Annotated in this window: 17 protein-coding genes; 14 read left to right on the top strand and 3 right to left on the bottom strand. The window is 36.9% G+C overall.

The window, feature by feature from the left end; translation table 11 throughout:
- The first annotated feature begins 259 nt into the window (after positions 1-259).
- The 4 genes from GYX25_RS04870 (at position 260) to ndk (ending at position 11,887) form a co-directional block, all read left to right on the top strand.
- Positions 260-1,948: a hypothetical protein gene (locus tag GYX25_RS04870; protein WP_174786850.1), complete on the top strand. Its 1,689-nt coding sequence runs from the start codon at positions 260-262 to the stop codon at positions 1,946-1,948.
- Between the two features lie 1,960 nt (positions 1,949-3,908).
- The gene (locus tag GYX25_RS04865) at positions 3,909-9,041 is read left to right on the top strand and encodes an alpha-2-macroglobulin family protein (RefSeq protein ID WP_174786849.1); all 5,133 of its coding nucleotides are present in this window, start codon (positions 3,909-3,911) and stop codon (positions 9,039-9,041) included.
- A 111-nt stretch (positions 9,042-9,152) separates the two neighbouring features.
- Positions 9,153-11,450, top strand: a complete 2,298-nt coding sequence (pbpC, locus tag GYX25_RS04860) for a penicillin-binding protein 1C (protein ID WP_174786848.1) — start codon at positions 9,153-9,155, stop codon at positions 11,448-11,450.
- A 14-nt stretch (positions 11,451-11,464) separates the two neighbouring features.
- Positions 11,465-11,887: a nucleoside-diphosphate kinase gene (gene ndk / locus GYX25_RS04855; protein WP_174786847.1), complete on the top strand. Its 423-nt coding sequence runs from the start codon at positions 11,465-11,467 to the stop codon at positions 11,885-11,887.
- Between the two features lie 46 nt (positions 11,888-11,933).
- Here ndk and GYX25_RS04850 read toward each other — a convergent pair whose 3' ends face one another.
- Together GYX25_RS04850 and pdxA are read right to left on the bottom strand one after the other, a co-directional pair.
- Positions 11,934-12,695: a DeoR/GlpR family DNA-binding transcription regulator gene (locus GYX25_RS04850; protein WP_091350840.1), complete on the bottom strand. Its 762-nt coding sequence runs from the start codon at positions 12,693-12,695 to the stop codon at positions 11,934-11,936.
- Between the two features lie 33 nt (positions 12,696-12,728).
- On the bottom strand, positions 12,729-13,709 hold the full coding sequence (pdxA, locus tag GYX25_RS04845; RefSeq protein ID WP_091350842.1) for a 4-hydroxythreonine-4-phosphate dehydrogenase PdxA: 981 nt from the start codon (positions 13,707-13,709) through the stop codon (positions 12,729-12,731).
- 273 nt (positions 13,710-13,982) lie between these two features.
- Here pdxA and GYX25_RS04840 point away from each other — a divergent pair, with 273 nt between their 5' ends.
- From GYX25_RS04840 to pmrB, 8 genes are all read left to right on the top strand, one after another.
- Positions 13,983-14,963 carry a 2-keto-3-deoxygluconate permease gene (locus GYX25_RS04840; RefSeq protein ID WP_091350844.1) on the top strand — a complete coding sequence of 327 codons (981 nt, stop codon included), beginning with the start codon at positions 13,983-13,985 and terminating at the stop codon, positions 14,961-14,963.
- The gene (locus GYX25_RS04835; protein WP_174786846.1) at positions 14,960-16,168 is read left to right on the top strand and encodes a four-carbon acid sugar kinase family protein; all 1,209 of its coding nucleotides are present in this window, start codon (positions 14,960-14,962) and stop codon (positions 16,166-16,168) included. The genes GYX25_RS04840 and GYX25_RS04835 overlap by 4 nt, the downstream gene beginning before the upstream one ends.
- A 157-nt stretch (positions 16,169-16,325) precedes the next feature.
- Complete coding sequence (locus tag GYX25_RS04830) at positions 16,326-17,159, top strand: ABC transporter substrate-binding protein (protein ID WP_446718913.1); 834 nt, start codon at positions 16,326-16,328, stop codon at positions 17,157-17,159.
- 3 nt (positions 17,160-17,162) lie between these two features.
- Positions 17,163-17,888, top strand: a complete 726-nt coding sequence (locus GYX25_RS04825; protein ID WP_174786844.1) for an amino acid ABC transporter permease — start codon at positions 17,163-17,165, stop codon at positions 17,886-17,888.
- A gap of 6 nt (positions 17,889-17,894) precedes the next feature.
- On the top strand, positions 17,895-18,578 hold the full coding sequence (locus GYX25_RS04820) for an amino acid ABC transporter permease (protein ID WP_174786843.1): 684 nt from the start codon (positions 17,895-17,897) through the stop codon (positions 18,576-18,578).
- Positions 18,579-18,689: 111 nt separating this feature from the next.
- Positions 18,690-19,241: a phosphatase PAP2 family protein gene (locus tag GYX25_RS04815; RefSeq protein ID WP_174786842.1), complete on the top strand. Its 552-nt coding sequence runs from the start codon at positions 18,690-18,692 to the stop codon at positions 19,239-19,241.
- Between the two features lie 95 nt (positions 19,242-19,336).
- Positions 19,337-19,999: a two-component system response regulator PmrA gene (gene pmrA / locus GYX25_RS04810; RefSeq protein WP_091350860.1), complete on the top strand. Its 663-nt coding sequence runs from the start codon at positions 19,337-19,339 to the stop codon at positions 19,997-19,999.
- A 33-nt stretch (positions 20,000-20,032) separates the two neighbouring features.
- The gene (gene pmrB / locus GYX25_RS04805) at positions 20,033-21,136 is read left to right on the top strand and encodes a two-component system sensor histidine kinase PmrB (RefSeq protein ID WP_091350862.1); all 1,104 of its coding nucleotides are present in this window, start codon (positions 20,033-20,035) and stop codon (positions 21,134-21,136) included.
- Here pmrB and GYX25_RS04800 read toward each other — a convergent pair.
- Complete coding sequence (locus GYX25_RS04800) at positions 21,105-21,725, bottom strand: YrbL family protein (RefSeq protein WP_091350865.1); 621 nt, start codon at positions 21,723-21,725, stop codon at positions 21,105-21,107. The two genes, pmrB and GYX25_RS04800, sit on opposite strands and share 32 nt — an antisense overlap.
- Positions 21,726-22,002: 277 nt before the next feature.
- On the opposite strand from GYX25_RS04800, the gene rplM reads away from it, so the two are divergent.
- Positions 22,003-22,431, top strand: coding sequence for a 50S ribosomal protein L13 (gene rplM, locus GYX25_RS04795; RefSeq protein WP_065566227.1), 429 nt, complete (start codon positions 22,003-22,005; stop codon positions 22,429-22,431).
- Positions 22,432-22,442: 11 nt separating this feature from the next.
- A complete protein-coding gene (gene rpsI / locus GYX25_RS04790; protein WP_034915459.1) occupies positions 22,443-22,835 on the top strand; it encodes a 30S ribosomal protein S9 in 393 nt (130 codons plus the stop codon).
- Positions 22,836-23,007: the final 172 nt, after the last annotated feature.

The raw sequence follows: 23,007 nt of genomic DNA, 5'->3' as shown, positions 1-23,007 counted from the left end.
TATTAAAGTTTTTATTTGATGTTTTTTATTCAAAAAACATCACCAAAACCATTTCCCAAAGCCCGCCAACATAAGCTGACTCATCCTTTAACAAAACTTTACAAATTTTTAACAAAAAAGGTAGCGCATTATTGGTCAAGCGGTTATAATTTAATCGCTTTCAAAGCAAGGGAGTGCTCATTATTAGAGCAGTCAGTTATAAAAAATCGAAATAAAACAAAAATTTATTTGACAGGATGATCGAAATGCATTACCATTTATGGCATCTGGCATCTGGCATCTGGCCTGCCAAACCTACGCCCAAAATCTTTTTCAATTTCACCGTAGTCTAAATCAGACACAGTTCTTATTTTCATCAGCGAAGTCATTTCGCGTAGCGAAATGGACGCCGTCATCGAGGTCTTTACTGGCGATGTTTTCGGCGGGTACTTCGGCAACATCCTTGGAGACATCGTCGGAAACCGCTTTGGTCAGGTCATCGGCCACCTCTTCGGCAAAATTATCGTCGATATCCAAGTGGTTGTTAAAACCGCCATTGGTATACAAACCGCCATTATGGTTTAGAGCTTCATTGTTATCTAAATCGGAGTTGTTCTTTGCGTCATTGTTGTTGTTGTCGTATACACAGGGTTCTGTGGCATTAACGCCTTGTTCACAGCCATTCATGGCGTGTACTTCAAGGGTAATAGAGGGTAGTGCGCCATATTTAACGTTTGATGGAGGACAGACAAAGGCAACCGATACAGATACTTTTTTGGCAATAGAGTTGCCGAATGGTAGAACTATCACGCCTTCAACTAACACATCGAGTTCTACAAATCCGATAATGTTACCTAATGGAAATTTCACATTTAATGATATTCATATGGTGATACCGTCGGGTTCAACATCTACCAGTTTAAATAGTCTAATTAGGCAAGGGAAGTGGGGAGATGATGATGGGGATGGACAGGGTGCTAATGGAGTTACCGCATCAGGGGATATATGGGTAGTGATTTATAATAAAGATGGCAGAACTGTTAGTCGTGGTGAGACATTAAGTAAATGTCGTGCACCTTATAAGGTAACTTTAGTTAGTACAGGGGGATATTTACAGACTCAGTATGGTGTTCCTAATAGAACCAGTTTTAGTGGAGCTACGGTGGATTATTATATCAATCCGTATGACAGTGGTTCTGGTGGTTGTTACTTTGTGAGTCACGCAAGGCCTAATCTTATTAGTGGCACAGGCAATTACGCCGGCCCAGCTAACATATGGAATCCAGATAAGGGTTTTTTAACTCAGTCAACTGATTCATCCTCTTACGACCGGAATTTCCCTACAACGGGTGCTAATGGGTTGTATTTTGACTTAGAGATGCCTGCAGGAGTGGATGGAAGACAGTTAAGTTGGACTGTTAACACAAATGGTAGTCTAGGGGCAACAGTGAGTTGGGTAAAACCAAACAGTGGTGATAATTGGATTAGAGATAGATTTAGTTATGTAACACGGGTAACATTAAGGGGGCCTTCTCAAATATCAGTACCATCTTTGCCACAGAAGTTTGAGTTGGTCGGTAGGGATAGAAGTGGTAATGAGGTGAGGTATGGATTTGTGTTAAAGCAGTGGTTCGTCCATAGGGGTAGTAAACTCGATAATCAGTCTAACCACTCATCTTGGTGTAGAAGTTTGGGTTATCGTTTGTCACAGGTTAAGGATTTAACCAATTCAACCGCCTTAGGCGCCTCGCCTCGTTCATCTGGTAATTATTATATGCGTCATATAGGTTCTGGATTTTTCACGGAGTGGGGCGACATGCGCTACTACGCTGTTGCGGGCTTCGTCAACGTCGACTACTGTACAAGCGACGCGGCAGGTGGCGATGGGTTCGTTGTCGACTCGTACATCGGCCACGTTAGTCGCGGCGGCGTTTCCTACATCATCCGTGCTGTTTGCACCACACCTTAGTTTTTAGCGTTTATTCCTTAATCCTTGGGCTGCGGGGGCGGTTATGGTGCTTGAGAGGACAATCTAACAAAGAATAACGCCCCCGCGCAAGTTGGGGCATTCCCTTAGGGTTGCGCTGTTGCGGTTTAAATTTGTGGTCTATTTATAGTACGGCAAGGTTTCGGACGTTTTGACCTTGGGTGAACAAAATAGCCACAGTGACCACGTCCGAGCAAAGGGAATTAAAGCGAATTCCCTTTGCAATCCCACGCTTTGGCTACAGAATGTGGCCTGCGGCTCCCCGACGCCGCCGCTCGGTCTTAACGCACCGTTTGTGGACGCGCTCCCGGCGCACCACAAACTCGCCAAACATCCCTGTTTGGCGTGCTAACCTCGCTCTGTTGTCGGCACATTCTGACGCCGGAACAAGACAGACAACATAATCTTAGGTGTTTTGGGTGAATTTTTTTTGTTAAAAATCAATGAAATTACAGCCAAAAAGTGGTCAGGAAAGGTATTGATTTTATTGAAGTTTTTATTTTTCTGTTTTTAAGCTAAATCAATCACTTACGCAACCTAAGCAAAGCGCCGACATACAACAACTCAACAAAACCACAAATAGCGCTCTAATAACAGCAATTTAACCACTCCAAACCCTTTTTTTAACGATAATTTAAAATTAAATAAAATCAATAAATTATAAAACACTTCAAAAAAAGGGTTTTCAAAGATGAAATTGTTGTTTATCTTTATACAGCAAGATTTATCAAATCTTAAGCTCTACCTTAACGCTGTGTAGGCGGTTTAGAAAATTCTTCATCTGTAATCATAATCACTCCGTTTCCTTAACGCCGTATAGGCGGTTTAGAAACCACGCGTGCAAACCCGTATCAACTTTAAATCCCTTAACGTCGTATAGGCGTTTAATTCAAATAAAATCAATTACATAATTATAAAAACATAATATCTTCCCAAAAAAGATGGTTATGTTGTTTGTCTTATTCCGGCGTCAGAATGTGCCGACAACAGAGTGAGGTTAGCACGCCAAACAGGGATGTTTGGCGAGGCTATGCTTCGCCGGGAGCGAATCATAGCCGGTGCGTCAAGACCGAGCGACGGCGTCGGGTAGCCGTAGGCCACATTCTGCAGCCAAGCGCGGGATTGCTAAGGGAATTCGCTTTAATTCCCTTAGCTCGGACGTGGTCACGATAGCTATTTTGTCCACCCAAGGTCAAAACGTCCGAAACCACCGCACCTAATTCATTCTATTCACCAAAACAAAAAGGCCTGATTTTCCGCCCAAAAATCGGTCAGAAAAGGTATTGATTTTATTGAAGTTTTTTCTGGCTGTTTTTTAACAAAAACTGCCTTACAAAAACACAACAACCCATCCCAAAAAAGATGGTTATGTTGTTTGTCCTATTCCGGCGTCAGAATGTGCCGACAACAGAGCGAGGTTAGCACGCCAAACAGGGATGTTTGGCGAGTTTGTGGTGCGTTTGGAACGCGTCCACAAACGGTGCGTTAAGACCGAGCGACGGCGGACAAATTTTTCTGGAACAAATTTGAACACCTGAGCATAGCGAAGGTGGCCTCGAAGAGGCGAGTATCAGGATGATACGAGTAGCGTAGCCGCAGGCCACATTCTGCAGCCAAAGCGTGGGTTGTTAGGGAATTCGCTTTAAATTCCCTAACTCGGACGTGGTCACTGTGGCTATTTTGTACATCAAAGCTTAAAAGGTCCGAAACCACCGCACCCAATCCATCCTATTCACCAACCCAAAAATCCCTAATCGCACCTAAAACTAATCTATTGATAATATTAGTTTTTTTGTTTTAGTAATTTTTTAAAAATTACCAAACTTTACTAAACACGCTTTGCCAAAAAGTAAGGGCTAGTGCATAATATATAACCGTTAATAAATAAAAATAATCCACAATAGCGATTATGATAGATTATGATATATGGGGTGTAATGAAAATGGGATTAGTCAAACAGGCCGCTGTATTGAGTATGCTATTAGTATTAGTTAGCTGTGATAATAAAGATGCTAAGCAAAATGCAAATTCTGAACTATCAACAACGCCATCGGAATTAGTTGATAATAACCATACAACCGATCCCAATGATAACGCTAAAATAGACAATCAATCCAAGTCACTTTTTAAACCTACCCCAGAATTAGTCGAAAAATATCATGATAAAGAATTAAAGGTCATTGATAGTTCGGAAGTTATTCTTGATGGTTCAAGTACACTGGTTATTACCTTTTCTGTTCCTTTAAATCCTAATCTTAAATTTTCGAATTTGTTGCGTTTAGTCGATCGTCAAACGGGGAATGTTGATGGTGCATGGGAATTGTCTGACAATGGATTAGAATTAAGACATCGTTACCTTGAACCAAACCGTGATTTAGAACTCACTATAGATAAGATGTTAGCAGGTATTAACGGTAGTAGTTTAGCCGCGGTTTATCAAACTCATATTAAAACTCAAGATCGTAAGCCAATGGTTGGGTTTGCTAGCAGTGGTTATTTGTTGCCAAGCAAATCAATGAGTGGTTTGCCTGTGGTTACTCTTAACGTTGATAAGGTCGATGTTAACTTTTTTAAAATTAAGCCTGAAAAGCTGTCTGATTTTATTGATAATTATGGTTTTATGAATCAATTGTCATTTTGGGACTCTAAGGATTTATATCAGTTTGTTGATTTAGTTTATACGTCTCGATTTGACTTAAATCCAAAACGTAATTCACAAGAAACCGTATTACTTGATTTGTCGTCCATTACACCATTACAACAAGAGGGTGTTTATTTTGCGGTGATGAATCAAGCTGGAATTCATAATTATTCAAATCCTGTATCGATGTTTTCGATCAGTAATATTGGTTTTGCAGTGCATGCCTATGAAAACGGTAAATTATCAGTCATTACCCATGCATTAGATAATGGAAAACCTCTTTCCGATATCAATTTATCGGTTTTATGTAGCAAAAGTATTCGAGACAGTAATAAGGACTGTAAAACAGTTTCTGCCAAAACTGACGCTAATGGTTATGCCGATATAACTTTGCCTAAAGGTATGGAGTACGCTTTGTTGACAGCAAGCGATGGTAAGCAGATTTCTTTGGTTAATTTGGATCGTGGTGCATTAAATTTAAGTGAATATAATTTAATGGGTTCGGCTTTTTATCAAAAACAGTTGTTTGCTTTTGGCGCTCGTGACTTATATCGGCCGAAAGAGACGGTCTATTTTAATGCGCTTTTGCGTGATGCCAATGGTAAGCCGTTGCCTGTTCAGCCGATTGTGGTTGATGTTATGTCACCCGATAATTTGGTGGTTGAAAATTTTACAATCAAAGCGAAAGCTGATTCAAACGGTTTATACCAATGGCAATATGCTATTCCAGCGAATGCCGAAACAGGCAAATGGGCTTTTCGTTTTAATTTAGGGGATGATAATTACCGTTATGCTTATTTTAATGTTGAGGAATTTTTGCCAGAGCGCATGGGGATGGAAATTACTACCACATCAAACAACCCTATCATGCTTGATAATGAAATTCGTTTTGACGTTAAAGGTTGGTATCTTTATGGTGCCCCTGCTTCGGGTAATCGTTTAGAAAGTTATGTTTATGTTAAGAAGATCGATACAATCCCTGAGCTTGCTGATTATAAAATCGGTAATGTGGTTGATAATGGGGGAGATCGTCAGCTTGATAATATTGATACGCTTTTAGATAACAATGGTATTGCGCAAATTAAGATTAATACTAAAGATTGGGGTAAGTTAAGTTCCCCTATTAATGTGGTTTTACAAGCCAGTTTGCTTGATTCTGGTGGTCGGCCAGTGACGCGTTATGCCAGTCAAGCTATTTGGCCAAGCGAGCAAATGCCGGCTGTGCGTGCGTTGTTTTCCCAATCACCTTATTATGATTGGTCGTTAGATCGCTATCAAAACAGCCCGACGGTTGATAAAGGCGCCAATGCTGAGTTTGAAGTAGCTTATGTCGACGTTGAGGGCAATAAGCTGGCAGCAAGGAACTTAAAGGCAAGGGTTATTCGTGAGCGCCGCAATTACTATTGGAGCTGGTCTGACGATTCAGGATGGCATCAAGAGTACAATTCGAACGAATTTGTTGTGCAAGAGCAACCGCTTTCTATTGATGAAAATGGCACCGCTAAAGTAAGCTACCAAACCGATGATTATGGCTCTTACCGTATTGAGGTGATTGATACTAAAAATGGTGTGACCAGTAGCTTACGTTTTAGAAGTGGTTACGATTGGGAGGATAATACCAACGGTACCCATTCTGTTCGTCCTGATCAGGTTAAATTAAGTCTTGATAAGACAGCTTATTCCGTTGGTGATACTGCTAAAATACATGTTCAAGCTCCTGTTGCGGGTTCTGGCTATATTTCGCTCGAAACCAATGATGGTATGTTGTGGAAGCAAGATATTACCGTTGATGACGATGGTCTTGATGTCGATATTCCAATTCAAGATTGGGGGCGTCATGATATTTATATTAGTGCGATGATTATTCGACCATCAACCGATGCCGCGGTACAGACCATTAAGCGGGCGATTGGTTTACTTTATTTGCCAATTGATACGTCTGATCGTCAATTAAATGTAAGTATTGAAGCGCCCAAAAAGACAGAGCCTGAAAAGACCATTCCAATAACAATCAAAATGGATAAAAATGCAATCCAGCAAAATCATAAGGTAACGGTGTTAGTTTCGGCTGTGGATTCTGGTGTGCTAAATATTACCAATTTTGTAACGCCTGATCCTTATAGTACGTTTTTGGGCCGTAAACGTTATAACGTCGATCTTTATGATGTTTATGGTAAGTTGATTGAAGGTAAAGGGCGCAATGTCAATATGAGCTTTGGTGGTGATGCAATGCTTGGTGCTAGTGCAGGCGGTAAAAAGCCATCAAATGATGTTAATATTGTGGCTCAGCAATTGCAAACCATTCAGTTAAATGATGATGGCGAAGGTGTTGTTGACCTTGCTTTACCTGATTTTAATGGTGAATTGCGCATAATGGCACAAGCATGGGATGATACGCGTTTTGGTAAGGCTGAACAAACCATGCTTGTTGCATCACCAGTGGTGGCTGAACTATCAACACCGCGCTTTTTATCGGGCGGTGATCAGGCTAATTTGGCGTTGGATTTGAATAATCTAACTGACAAAGCACAAACGATGCAGATCGAGGTTTCTACTGATGGTTTGGTTTATCAAAATTCAGATAAGGTAGTAACATTAACGCTTGATAGCAAGCAAAGACAAATTATTCAAGTGCCAATAGCTGCTGATTATGGCTATGGGCAAGGTACGGTTACTGTTAATGTTAAGGGTATTTTGTTAGAAGATGGTTCTGATTACCAGATCAAACGATCTTGGAACATTGGTGTTAGACCTGCTTATGCCGCAACCACACGGTATTATTCTATAGCAATCAATGGAGGTGAAAGCTGGTCATTACCTGGAGATAGTCTTGTTGATATGATTGACAATACCGTTGATGGTAAATTAATTGTATCAAATCAACCTCCGCTCAATATTGCTCAATATGTTAAAACGTTATTTGCCTATCCATATGGCTGTTTGGAACAGACCATTAGTGGTTTAACACCGTCATTATATGCAAACCAAGAGCAGCTTTCTGCTTTAGGGATTAAAACCGAATCGGATGACAAACGACGTGAAAAAGTGCAATTGGGTATTTCGCGCATTTTATCAATGCAACGCAATAATGGTAGTTTTGGTTTGTGGAGTAGAGATAGTGCCGAAGAATATTGGCTAACTGTGTATGCAACTGACTTTTTATTGCAAGCCAAAGAGCGGGGCTATAATGTGAATAATAATGCACTTGATGCGGCCATTTCGCGTATTAGCCAATATGTTTACGATACCAATGCGTTTAATAGTTTGCAAAATTACTACGATAACTCACAAGTAATTGATTATACACATTTTGCTACTAAAGCTTATGCTTTAATGGTGCTGACAAAGCAAAATAAAATCACGGTATCGGTGCGTAACGAAATTAATCGAATGTATCAACAGATCACTCAGGGTAATGTTAAGGTGTTTTCACCTCTGCCGATTGCTCAGTTGGCACTATCTGCGAAACTGGCTGGTTTTGATAATATCTATGACAGTTTAATGCCGCAGGTATTTACTACAAGTTATAATCATCAATATTCTTGGTTGGGTGAATATGGTAGTGCTATTCGTGATAACGCATTGGTGTTATCTTTATTGGTCGACAACGGACTCAGTGTTGATAAACAAGCGGATTATTTAATTCAGTTATCAGATTTACTCAATGATACGCGTTATTTTTCAACGCAGGAACTTAATGCCTTATTTATGGCGGGTTGGTCGTTAGAGCAACATAAATCCTCGCAAAAATTTGATGTTGTGATTAATAATCATACAAATAATGTCAATTCAGCACTCTCGCGCTCTTTGGATTTTGCTGATTTGTCTAATGGCTTAACCATTTCAAATCCAGAAAATGCGCAGCCGCTTTATGTCAAATTCACTGTTTCAGGTTATGGCAAGAAGTCCCCAGCGCCAACAAGTGATAATAGTGAATTAACCATTAAACGTACTTATTACGATTTGAACGGTAATAAAATTCAACCGAATAATATGAAAGTAGGGGATTTGATGGTAGTTTTATTAGAAGTTAACGCGCATAAAGAAGCTGTTCACGATGCATTGATTGTTGATTTTTTACCGGCTGGTGTTGAGTTAGAAAATCAAAATCTAACCAATAGTAGTGTGAGTTTGCAGGCTATTCCTGAACTAGCTAATTTGTTGAAAGATGAAGACAGCAATGATGTTAAATATCAAGAATTTCGTGATGATAGATACGTTGCGGCCGTTGATATTAATCATTATGTGAGTGATGGTACATATCGTACTCGCGTTGCTTATTTAGCTAGGGCGGTAACAGCGGGGAATTATATGATTCCATATCCTTACGTCGAATCAATGTATCGCCCTGAGAGGTTTGCCATTGGTCAATCCTTTGATTTGATATCTATTGTTGAGCGTAATGGTGAATCGAATATTTCAGATCAACAATAGTAGGTCTTAATTCGGTTTGATGATTAAAAATATAAATAAATAGATACCGCTAACATTCGTTAGCGGTATCTATTTTATATTCAACTATAGTTTTTTGAAGCTTTTGACAAAATGAAAAAGTGCCTGCGCTATATTTTAGTTTTCTTGTTTTTTTTCATCCTTGTATTATTAGGCGGCTTTTTTGTTGTCGATCATTTCTTTCCACTCTCTATTACAAACAATAAAACGACACAAACCATTCTTGCTGAAGATGGCACACCCCTTTGGCGTTTCGCTGATGAAAATGGTGTTTGGCGGTATCCAATCCAATTAGATGATGTGCCTAACGATTATCTTGATGTGTTGCTGAATTATGAAGATCGCCATTTTTATGAGCATGTGGGTATTAACCCCGCTTCATTACTACGAGCCGCTTGGCAAAATATCACCAATAAGCGAATTATTTCGGGTGGGAGTACGATTTCGATGCAAGTTGCAAGGTTGCTCTATCCGCATGATCGTACGATGATAGGTAAGTTGAAGCAAATATTTCGAACGTTACAACTTGAGCTGCATTTTACCAAAGACGAGATTTTAACTTTGTATATTAACCGAGCACCATTTGGCGGCACTATCGAGGGTTTGGGAGCGGCGAGTTGGTCTTATTTTGGTAAAGCGCCAAAAGCGTTAACGCGTAGCGAGGCGGTGTTATTAGCGGTATTGCCACAAGCGCCAAGCCGTTTGCGTCCTGATAGATATCCTAAGCGCGCCAAACAGGCTCGGGACAAGGTTTTAGCAAGGTTAGCTCAATACCGAGTATGGTCACCTGATATTATAGAGCAAGTTCAAAAAGAAGAGGTCTGGGTTTACCCACGTAAAAAGCCACAACTTGCGCCTCTGTTAGCTCGAAGATTAAACCAACAATACCCAAATATCGATATTATTCAATCAACTATCGATTTATCTTTGCAATATAGTCTTGAAGATATTGCCAATAATCGTAAAAACCAACTCCCCCCCAAAACTTCGCTGGCTATTTTAGTTGTTGATCATACCGATATGTCAGTAAAAGGTTATATAGGTTCAGTTGATTTTAATGATAAAGAGCGGTTTGGTCAGGTCGATATGATAAGCTCACTTCGCTCACCAGGGTCAACATTAAAGCCTTTTATGTATGCGCTAGCAATTGATGATGGTATGATTCATTCTGAGTCGCTATTGCAAGATACACCGCGAATCAGTTCTGATTATAGGCCTACAAATTTTGATGAAGATTTTTATGGTCCAATCAGTGCTTCAGAAGCATTAAAAAATTCATTAAATTTACCTGCGGTTGAGCTAATTGAGCTTTATGGTCCTAAACGGTTTGCCGGTAAGCTTGCTAGTATTGGTTTACCGCTTGAGTCTAACGGTAATAATCCTAATATATCGTATATATTAGGTGGTGCATCGTTAAGAATGGATAATTTGGTCAGCGCCTATAGTGCCTTTGCTCGTCATGGACAAGTTAGTCCTTTACGTTTTACGCAAGATGAACCATTGCTAAGTAAGCCATTTATTAGCGATGGTAGCGCATGGATCACAAGGCAGATGCTAGTTAATAATCATCAACTTGTCTATAAAACAGGTACTAGTTATGGCTATCGTGATGCTTGGGCGGTTGGTATGAACCCTCGTTATTTAATTGGTGTTTGGGTTGGTCGTCCTGATGGAACGCCTGTTGTTGGACAATACGGCAGTATTACCGCGGTGCCGATTTTACAACAAGTTAACTCGTTATTATTAAATAAAGAGCGACGACTCAATAGACCATTACCTTTAGTAACAAAACCGGCAACGGTGACTTCAGCAAAAATTTGTTGGCCATCAGGGCAAGCTCTGCCAGCAAACGATGAAAACTGTCACCGGCAGAAAAATGCTTGGATATTAAATAATATGATTCCTCCAACGCTTGATACGCTTACGGTGCTTAATAACAATATCTATCGTTCAGGGTGGGTCACTATTTGGGTTAATAATGAGGGCAAACGTGTGTCTGCGGATTGTTTTAATGCGCACAAAAAACAGATTGCATTATGGCCAATAGCGTTAGAAAATTGGCTGTTACCGAAAGAACGCAGGCAATCGCTATTTCCTGAAATGGATAAAGATTGCCCGGTGTTTGGTAAAGATGTCTTTTCACCACTTAATATTATTGGCCTGCGAGATAAACAATGGGTAAAACGTTTACCCGGGCAACAAGATGTTACCATTGATGTAACACCACAGGGTGGTACAGGCGATAAATGGTGGTTTCTAGATGGTGATCTGATTGAGCAAACCCATGACGATCAAAAAGTTGCCTTAAGGGTAACTCAAACAGGTTTACATCATCTATTACTATTAGATCAAAGTGGTCAAATTTTACGACTGTCATTTACCCTTGATTAACTAGGAGCAAGCATATGACTATTGAACGAACATTATCCATCATCAAACCCAATGCCGTTAAAAAGCAATTGATTGGTGAAATAGTCACGCGTATCAACCAAGCAAAACTCAACATTGTTGCATTAAAAATGCTTAGATTAACGAAAGAACAAGCTGAAGGCTTTTATGCAGAGCATCAAGGTAAATCATTTTTTGATAAATTAGTTAACTTTATGATATCTGGCCCAATAGTTGTTCAGATTCTTGAAGGCGATAATGCCATTAAACGTTATAGGGAATTGATGGGACCGACTGATCTATCTAAAGCAACCACAGGCACTTTACGGGCTGACTTTGCTGATAGCATGACCGAAAATGCCGTACATGGTTCAGACTCTTTAACCTCGGCCGAAAAGGAAATTGCTTACTTTTTTGTTGATAGTGAGATAGTTGGGTAATCAATATTGTAAAACACTGTGCTTTTATGTTGGTGATGATTGTAAACTAATTTGCAATGTGCAATTTAAATGGTTGGCACTTTAGAAGTTGTAATGTTTCTTCATCTAAATGATTATCGGTAATAATGTCAGTAAAGCGATTTAGTGGAATTGATGTAAATAATGAATAACAATTATATTTGCTACTATCGGCTACAAGCACCACACGATCGGCTTTTTCGGCAAAACTTGCTTTAATTAAGGCTTTATCTTCTGTTGGAGCGGTTACACCCTTGTTAAGGCTCCATGAATTACAACTAATGAACGATATATCAGGATTGATCTGTTGTAATAATGAACGTCCATGTTCACCAATGCAGGACTGACTACTGTCATCAATTTTGCCCCCAATGATTGTCACTTCAATTTGCTTAAATTCAGACAAGAATAGGGCAATATGTAAGTCGGATGTGATAACTCTAATTGGCATTTGGGTGATTCTTTTCGCAATTTCAAGTGTTGTGGTACCAGCATCTAAAGCGATTGAATCACCAGCTTTTATTAATTGTGCTGCTATATCTGCGATAAGTTGTTTTTCGGTAAAACTTTTATGCAGTTTTTCTAGTGTTGTAGGCTGGGTGGGAATAAATCGATTTAGTGTCACCCCTCCATGTGTTCGGCTTATTACGCCTTGCTGATCTAATTTTATTAAATCGCGACGAATTGTGGCAGGAGAAGCTTCTGTTGCTATAACTAATTCTTCGACAGTTACCAGATTATGAATTTTAAGATAGTCCATGATTTGATCTAGTCGATTATATTTTCTCACAGCACAATCCTCGTTTTTTAGTTATGCGGTTGTTTAAGATAACAGTTCAGCTAATCGAATTGATTCTATCATACTATCTGGTTTAGCAACACCTTGCCAAGCAATGTCATATGCTGTGCCATGGTCAGCCGAAGTTCTAATGAATGGTAAACCTGCCGCAATATTAACACCATCATAAAACCCTAATAATTTTAACGGAATATGGCCTTGATCGTGATACATAGCTACAACTATATCAAACTTGCCTTGATGGGCTTGTAAAAAAACGGTATCTGGAGCGCATGGCCCAATTGCATTAATACCTTGATTACGCATTTTTTCAATAGCTGGGGTAACAAATTTTATCTCTTCATCGCCAAACAAGCCATGTTCCCCCGCATGAGGATTTACCCCTGCAACTGCAATTTTAGGTTGTTTAATTCCAACTTTTTTAAGAAATTGATCAGCGATTTTAATGACTTTTTCAACTCGCTCACAACTTAAGTTGTTTAAAAAGTTACGTAATGAAACATGGGTAGTCACATGAATAACTTTAAGGGTATCTGTATAAAGAACCATTGCAACATCTTTACTATTGGTTAATTTTGCCAATAGTTCGGTATGACCTGGGTACATATGTCCAGCAGAATGCAACGCCTCTTTGTTTAATGGCGCAGTTGCAATCGCTGCTACGTCTCCGTTTAAAGCAAGTTCAGTGGCTTTTACTACACAACGATATGCTAAATCTCCCGCTTGTGGTTGTAGTTCGCCTGGTTTTAATGAGTCAATATCTTCTAATTTTATATCAATCACATTAATAACATTAGGTTTAAAAGTAGCTTTATTAACATGATCAATTACGTTAATCGCAACATTATTGAATAGTCCCATTTTTAATTGTTTTTCTAAAAGCTTTGCAGAACCAATTACAACAGAATGCACATTTTTAAGCACATCAGATTGTAATGCTTTGACAATAATTTCAGGTCCAATACCAGCAGGATCCCCCATTGTTATTGCTATGATTTTTGACACGATATATCTCCTTTAATTACAAATATTAAATTTATATCTTCTTTTAGATTAACTATATAACTTTTTTTATCAAAAATCCATTTAAAATGATTTAAATTAATCATTAATGTTGTTTATGTGTGATCAAAATCATAAAAACAATCAAAAAAACTGTTTTTATTAATTTATATAATTAATATGTGATTTAAATAAATCAAAAATGATTTATTTAAATCATCCATGATGTTGATAATTTATCACAAGTTATACGAAAGCTTTTTCAAAGGAGTTATTATGAATATTTTAAATACGGTAAAAAAAATACCAGGCGGATTAATGGTTGTTCCATTAGTACTTGGCGCCATTACTAATACCTTCGCTCCTCAAGTTTTTACAATTGGAGGCTTTACTGAGGCATTGCTAAAAACAGGAGCTCCAGCCTTATTGGCTGCTTTTTTAATGTGTAATGGTGCACAAATTCAAATTAGACAAGCAGGTCTACCTGTATTAAAAGGAATTATCCTATTAGTTGTAAAAGTTATAATAGGAGCATTATTAGGTATTTTAGTGAACCATTTTTGGGGTATATATGGTGTACTTGGAATTACCCCACTAGCAATCATTGCTTCATTAACCAATAAAAATGGTGGTTTATACGCTGCATTGGCCGGTGAATATGGAGATTCAACAGATGTTGGAGCAGTATCAATTATAGCGTTATCTGATGGTCCATTCTTTACAATGTTAGCTTTTGGTGCCACTGGGTTAGCACAAATTTCATTTACAGTTTTATTAGCCGCATTAATTCCAATTTTACTCGGTCTTGTTTTAGGTAATTTGGATGATAATATAAGAAAATTTTTAGCTCCAGGAACAAGTATACTTATCCCTTTATTTGCATTTCCCTTAGGCGCTGCATTAAATTTTAACCAGCTCATTAGCGCTGGAGTGTCAGGTATTATTTTAGGTATCAGTTGTGTTGTAATCACTGGATTTGCTGGATATTTTGCTTTTAAACTCTTCCGTTTCAAATTTCCTCAAGTTGGTGCTGCGGTAGGTGCAACAGCAGGTAATGCAGTTGCAACTCCTGCAGCAGTAGCAGCAGTAGATCCTACTTTTGCTGAAATTATGCCTCAAGCTACAGCACAAGTGGCGGCTGCTGTTATTGTTACTGCTGTTTTATGCCCTATTTTAGTTAGTTTTCTAAATAAATTAGAAAACAAGAAACTTAAAGCAAAATTAGAAAAAGATGCTAATAAGGGAGAAACAAAATGACAACACAATATTTAATTATTGCAGACGATTATACAGGTGCCAATGATACAGGTATTCAAATGAAAAAAAGAGGAATAGCTGTTGATGTATTACTTACCCCGACCTCTCATTCAAACTCGATTGTTCTTGATACTGAATCAAGAAATTTATGTGCCGATGAAGCCTATTTAAAAGTTAAAAAAATGACTTCAGAAGTTTATTCTTTAGGGAAGTTTGATATTGTTTATAAAAAAGTAGATTCAACACTAAGAGGTAATATAGCACAAGAAATAAAAGCTGTAGCAGACATTTTTCATCCCGATATAATTGTATTTGCCCCAGCATTTCCTAAATTAAATAGAATAACTAAAAATGGTAAACAGTATTTAAATGGGCAATTATTAATGAATACTGAATTAACAAAAGATCCATTAAGCCCAATTATAACTGATGATTTAACTGTAATATTACAACAAGCATTCAAGGAGCAAGTTTATTACCATCCAATATCTGAATTAGAAGAAAATACTTTTAGTATTAAAGATGGTTATTTACATATTGTTGATATAGCCGCAGATAAGCATATAGCGAAATTATCAGAAATTTTATTGAATTTGAATAAAAGAATTCTATATGTTGGAAGTGCTGGATTAGCAGAAGGGATTTTTAATTCATTGTATCCAACCGATCCTGTATTGGGAGTTGTTGCGAGTATTAGTCAAGTATCAATAGATCAGATTAATTATGCTGAATCAGAAGGTATTAATATCGTAAAAATTGAGCCAGCTGATATTTTTGATAGTAAAACTTATGACAACTATATCGAGAGAATATCCTTTTTATTGTCTCAAAAAAATGATGTGATTATAACAACTTGTAAAAGTAAAAAAGACTATGAAAAGACTTTATCCGTTTCAAAAAATAATGGTTTCTCATCATATGATACGGCAAATAAAGTTAAGGCCTGTTTAGCTTATATTGTCGATAGTGTACTAAAAAAATCGAATATTACTGGGCTTTTTTTAACGGGAGGTGATACAGCGGTAAATATTGTGAGTAAAATTAATGCTGCAGGATGCTCGATAAAACAAGAAATTTCACCAGGGATTGTAATGTCTAATTTGATTCATGAAGAATATGGAGATATTAAAGTTATCACAAAAGCAGGAGCTTTTGGTAATGAAAAGGATTTAGTTATTAGCATTAATAAGTTAAAAGAAAAGTAAAATTTGTTCACATATATAATCTAAAACGTCATCATTTTTGGCGTTTTTGATTTGACTTATAACTTTAAGTTATAACCATGTGAGTATTTGTTATTTATTCATTTGATTCTTTGTTGTTAGACTTTAACTGAAAATAACATAACCTTTATTAGGGAGAATCAGGATGAAATTGTTGACTAAATCACTAACAGTGGTCGCATTAATAAGTAGTTTGTTAGGTGCAAATTCTGCTTACGCAGACCGCCTTGATGACATCGAAAAACGCGGGGAAATCAAAATAGCAGTATTTGATAGTAACCCGCCATTTGGATATGTTGATGAAAAAACTAATAAAATTGTTGGTCTTGACGTTGATTATGCAAATGAAATCGGTAAAGCACTCAATGTTAAAGTTGATCTTGTTCCAACTAATCCTGCTAATCGAATTCCATTATTAACATCTCAAAAAGCCGATTTAATTGTCGCGAATTTTACTGTTACAGATGAACGGGCAAAAACCGTTGATTTTAGTTTGCCTTATTTTGCGACTGGTCAAAAATTTATAGCAAAAAAAGGTGTTTTAAAATCAGTCGATGATTTAAAGAACCTTCGTATTGGTGCCGATAAAGGTACTGTCATGGAAATCACACTGCGTGAAAAATACCCAACTGCAAAAGTGATTTCTTATGATGATACGCCATTTGCTTTTGCGGCATTACGTAATGGTGTTGTACAGGCAATTACTCAAGATGATGCTAAATTAATTGGTTTACTCGCTAATGTGCCAGAAGAACAACGCGCAGCATTTGAAATTTCGCCATTTAGTATTACCCAAGAATATCAAGCAGTTGGTATACCAAAAGGGGAAGATCGTTTGAAAGAAAAAGTGAACCAAATTTTATTAACACTTGAAAAAGATGGTCAAGCGTTAACAATTTATAATCGTTGGTTTGGACCTGAAACCACATCAGCTATGCCTCGTGGTGATTTTAAAATAGGTAAAGGTCAGTAAGTTATGCACGAGCAATTACTTGAATCCCGTTATTGGTGGTGGTTATGGGATGGTTTTTTAGTTACGTTAGCTATCTCATTGCTTACTATCGTCTTTTCAACATTACTGGGTTTTTTATTAGTTATTGCTCAACAAAGTCGAATTAAGATTATTCAAGGGATTGTAATGGGGTATAACGCAATTTTTCGTTATTCTCCATTATTACCTCAACTCTTTTTTTGGTATTTTGGTGTGGGTAATTTATTACCAGTCAAATTTAAGTTATGGCTATTTGATGAACCACAAATTTCGTTGTTCTTTTTTTCACTGAAAATGCCGTCCTTTGAATTTATAATTGGTTTAGTTGGTTTAACGTGTTATTCCAGTGCTTTTATTGCCGAAGAGTTTAGAGCCGGCATTGCTGGTATAAGACAAGGGCAAGGACAGGCTTCATTAGCATTAGGGTTAACTTGGTGGCAAAGTATGCGATTTATTATTTTACCGCAAAGCTTTCGTATTGCCTTTCCGCCTTTAATTGGGCAGTATATGAATATTATCAAAAATTCGTCGTTAACAATGGCTATTGGTGTACTAGAGCTTTCTTATGTATCGCGTCAAGTTGAAACCGAATCATTAAAAACCTTTCAAGATTTTGCCATTGCAACTTTATTATATATTTTGGCAATAGTGATGGTTGGCACTTTAGGTAATATTTATCAAGCAAAACGATTACAAATAGGTAAGGTGTAATCAATTATGGAACTTAAAGGTTTAGAGGTTATTTATAACAATTTAAGTTATATGATGTGGGGAAACTTTCCTGGAGGCATTTTTTTAACGTTGTTAATGAGTTTTGCTGCAATTATCGTTTCAACACTGTTAGGTATTTTTGCAGGCGTAGGATTGACTGTCTTAAAAGGAACAGTACGCTATTTATTAGTTGGTATACTTGGCTTTTTAAGAGCAATTCCTGTTATTATGCTTATTTTTTGGACTTACTTCTTATTACCTGTATTGCTTAATGTTGATGTGCCAGCTATTGCAACGGTGATATGTGCATTATCCTTAATTGGCGCTGCATATATTGGTCATTCAGTGCATGCCGGTATGATTGCGGTGGCTAAAGATCAATGGCAAGCCGCATTTTCGTTAGGGTTGACTAAAAAGCAAGTTATTCTATTTATCATTTTACCACAAGCTCTTAAAATGATGTTGCCGTCTTTTGTCAATCAGTGGGTATCGCTTATTAAAGATACTTCTTTGGCCTATATTGTCGGAGTGGCCGAATTTACTTTTATTGCTACTCAAGTTAATAATCGTAGTATGGTTTATCCAACTGAGATCTTTTTATTTGTTATTGTCGTTTATTTTATTATCTGCGCATCGCTTGATTTTGCTGTTTCTATTTTGCCAAAATGTCGATTATTTCATTCTAAATAATTTTCTATCTATCTATATTGGCCCGTTTAGTAAATAAGAATTTTATTAAGGTTCTTTTAAGGTTTATGCGTTAAATTATTAATAATTTAAATAAATATAGGTAAATAGGTTATGTGGTGTGATTTTAATACCCAACTATTTCTATTAGTTAACGCTTCTGATAAAGCGTCAAAACTGCTTATTTATTTTGCTATTTTTTGTGCGAAATATTTGGTTTATATACCTATTATTATTATGGGAATAGGTTGGTTTATCCGGCCTTTTTATCGTCAATTAATACTAAAAATGGTAATTAGTTTAGGAGTGGCGCTGTTTGTCGCTTTTATTATTCGTCATTGTTTTTATTCTCCACGTCCTTTTGCTGTTGACGTTGGAACCCATAATCTTTTCCACGACAACACAAGCTCTTTACCAAGTCAACATGCGGTATTTGTATGGACAATTTTTTTTACTGTTTTATTCAATTACACATGCCGCTTTAGAATAGTTTTATACTTATTTGCTCTAATTGCAGTACTCGTTAGCTGGAGCCGAGTCTATCTTGGTATTCATTGGCCATTAGATATCGCTGTTGGATTTCTTGTGAGCATTATATCGGTGTATTTAATTAAAAAATTTTGGATAAGCATTAATAAATTGCTCAATCGATGGTCTTGTCGGTAGAGACAATTTTCTGCTTTAGACATACTGAATACTATATATAATGATGAACTGAGCATTTTGATTAGTTTTAATATCCAAATTAAGGTAAATCAACAATGAAGATATTAATTGTCGAAGATGATAGCTTGCTACAAAAAGGGCTATACGATGGTATAACATCCAATGGTTATGTCTGTGAAGTTGCATCAAATGGAAAGCAAGCTGAACAGTATATCCAATTTGGACAATTTAGTTTGATTATTCTGGATTTAGGGCTGCCTGATTGTGATGGGCTCGAATTGCTCATTCGCTGGCGGAAAAATCATATTTCAACCCCTGTGCTGATTTTAACTGCTCGCGATACTATCGAAGATAGAGTCGATGGTCTAGATAATGGGGCTGATGATTATTTAATTAAACCTTTTGCTTTAACTGAATTATTAGCTAGAGTAAGAGCGCTAATTCGCCGAGATCAAGGTACTGCTGATAACCTTATTAGTTATGGCTCCATTGCTATTGATATTAAACAGAAAAAAGTGACTCTTAATAACCAAGAGGTGGTTTTAACGCCAAAAGAGTTTATTGTCTTATCTCGATTGATGTTAAAAGCTGGCGAAAAGGTACATCGAGATTTATTGCAAAATGATCTTTATGATTGGCAAAGTGATCCTAGTTCTAATGTTCTTGAAGTTTATATACATGGATTACGCAATAAATTAGGTAAAAATGTGATTCGCACAGTGCGAGGCTATGGCTATCAACTTAACAATGAGTGTTGATAATTCGATTAATTTAAATTAGATAATTAAATTATGATTTCAAAATCACTGAGTAATATACGGCACAGTATTCGCTGGAACCTTTTTTTTACTTTGGGCTTTATTATGTTGGTTTGCCAAATTATAACTGTTCTTTGGTTATGGCATGAAAGCAAAGAGCAAATTGATGTTCTAGTTAACTTAACGTTAAGTCAAAATAAAATCAATGAGGTTGTTGAGCATGAAGAACTTGAAGCTATTTTTGCTTTATTTTGTTCAGCTTTTTCAATGATGTTAGTGACACTATTTTTAGCATACCAAGCGATCAAGCGGATCACAAAACCGCTCGAAATTTTAGAGAAAGATCTTAATCAGCGTACCGAGGAGAACCTGAAACCCATTATACCAATAAGTAATATGCGTGAAATTAAATCTATTACATCAGTATTGAATAATCTTTTTATTAGGCTCAATGCAACACTATCTCAAGAACGGCTTTTTACTGCTGATGTCGCGCACGAAATGAGAACACCTTTAGCAGGGATTCGTTTGCATTTAGAATTGTTAGAAAATAAAAATAAGATTGATTGTAGTGAATTAATCAGTCGTATAGATCGTTTAGTCAATACTGTCGAACAACTATTAATGCTTGCTCGAGCTAGCCAAAAGTTTACTGTAGGACAGTATCAGCATATTAACTTTTATGATGACATTATGATTCCGCTATCTGATGAGCTGACAGAATTGACTTCAAAAAAACAGCAACAGCTCGAATGGTATACGACTAATAAAGACCTTATTTTTAATGGTGATGCAACTTTGATAAAACTTTTAGTACGTAATCTAGTCGAAAATAGCTACCGCTATAGTCCAGATAACACTAAAATCTTGGTAAGTTGTTATCAAGATAAAAAAGACATAGTTATTACGGTCGAAGATGAAGGGTACGGCATTGATGAATCTAAAAGCGAACAACTGACTCAAGCCTTTTTTCGTATGGATCGCAAACATAATGGTATTGGACTTGGCTTAAGTATTGTTAATCGTATTGCTAAATTACATCAAGGTCTATTTACCTTAAAAAATAGACCTAATAATGTGAAAGGTGCTATTGCACAATTTCGGATTACTGATTCACATCTTCAACTAAACGAGTGATTAATTTATTTTGGCTGTTTTCTTTAATAATTGAGGTTAAAAAACGTTGCCAAGTTCGTTCAATTTTGGCTTTCGCAAAAAAAGAAATGTAATTAGCGATGGGAATAAGGGTTGAATTACCTATATTGTCGATAATAATCAAGCGGCTTTTATCTGCACTTAAATGCTGAAATAAGATATTCTTGCTTTTGATTGTCATTGTAATAATGCGATCTTTTAATAAAGCTGATTTTAAATTTTTTAATGATATAACTAAATCATCATAATATTGGTTAGTTAATGTATTATCAGCAAGGTACTTTTCTAGTGGTATGGCTATTTCACCATTATAATCTCGAATAAGCTCGAAAACATGGCCTTTACCGTAATTGGTTGAAACAGGACCATAATATTTTGCTAATGCATCAAATGCAATATTACGTCTAATAAGGTGTTTATAATAAGCTATTTCGCGGTTTGTTTCTTCTTCTGCGCCGTCATTGTAATTAACTTTAATGCATTTATTAGGATCTATTGGATGATGATAGCATTTACGGTGTAACCCTTTGCTTATATAATCATCTTTAGAAAGTAAAATTGTATTATCCATTTATATCAACATGTCGTTATTTAATGTTAAGCGAAATTTTAACAGCAAGCGTTTCTTATCGCCATGATTTTTTCTTTTTAGCTCTAGCGCTTTTGTATTATTTCTGTATAATACTGCCACCCACGTTACGACAATGTTATTCCCAACGTTGTTTGCGGTTGTCGACATTAATATGGCCACTCGAAGGGGTGAGTTGGTTAATAGAAGCAATCAAAAAGTGTAAATAAATCAAAATGATTTATTAACGTGAGATTAATTAAAAATTGGATAATTACGAATGAGTACTTTTTCAGCTAAACCAGAAACAGTTAAACGCGACTGGTATGTTGTTGATGCAGCAGGTAAAACGTTAGGTCGTTTAGCTACTGAAATCGCAAGCCGTTTGCGTGGTAAACACAAAGCAGAATATACACCACATGTTGATACAGGTGATTATATTATCGTTATCAATGCAGAAAAAGTTGCTGTAACAGGCAAAAAACGCACTGATAAGATCTATTATCGTCATACTGGTTACATCGGTGGACTTAAAGAAGCGACTTTTAAAGAGATGATTGAACGTCATCCTGAACAAGTCATCGAAATTGCTGTAAAAGGCATGTTACCGAAAGGTCCTCTTGGTCGTGCAATGTACCGTAAACTAAAAGTTTATGCTGGTAATGAGCACAATCATGCGGCACAACAACCGCAAGTATTAGATATTTAAGGGGATAAAAGATGGCTGATAATCAATATTACGGTACAGGTCGCCGCAAAAGTTCCGCTGCTCGTGTATTTATCAAACCAGGTAGTGGTAATATCGTTATTAACAAACGTTCATTAGAGCAATACTTTGGTCGTGATACAGCTCGTATGGTTGTTATGCAACCACTAGAGTTAGTTGAAATGACTGACAAACTTGATCTTTACATCACGGTTAAAGGTGGTGGTATTTCAGGTCAAGCGGGTGCAATTCGTCACGGTATTACTCGTGCATTAATGGAATATGATGAAACTTTACGTTCTGCATTACGTCAAGCAGGTTTTGTTACTCGTGATGCACGTCAAGTTGAACGTAAAAAAGTGGGTCTACGCAAAGCACGTCGTCGTCCACAATTCAGCAAACGATAATTGTAACTTCGAAGCAACATTACAAGAACATTACAATTGTATTTCAAAAAAACCCAGCATTAGCTGGGTTTTTTTATGCTAATTGTTAGTATTAGAAAAAATAATTTGTCGGTTTGCTGAATAAATTTGAATGAAAAATGGTTGTTTATAAAAAAAACATTATTTAACTTAA

It is taken from the genome of Gilliamella sp. ESL0254 (assembly GCF_013344985.1).
In the GTDB taxonomy this organism is placed as follows: Bacteria; Pseudomonadota; Gammaproteobacteria; order Enterobacterales; family Orbaceae; genus Gilliamella; species Gilliamella bombicola.
This window is presented reverse-complemented; position numbering and strand designations above follow the sequence as displayed.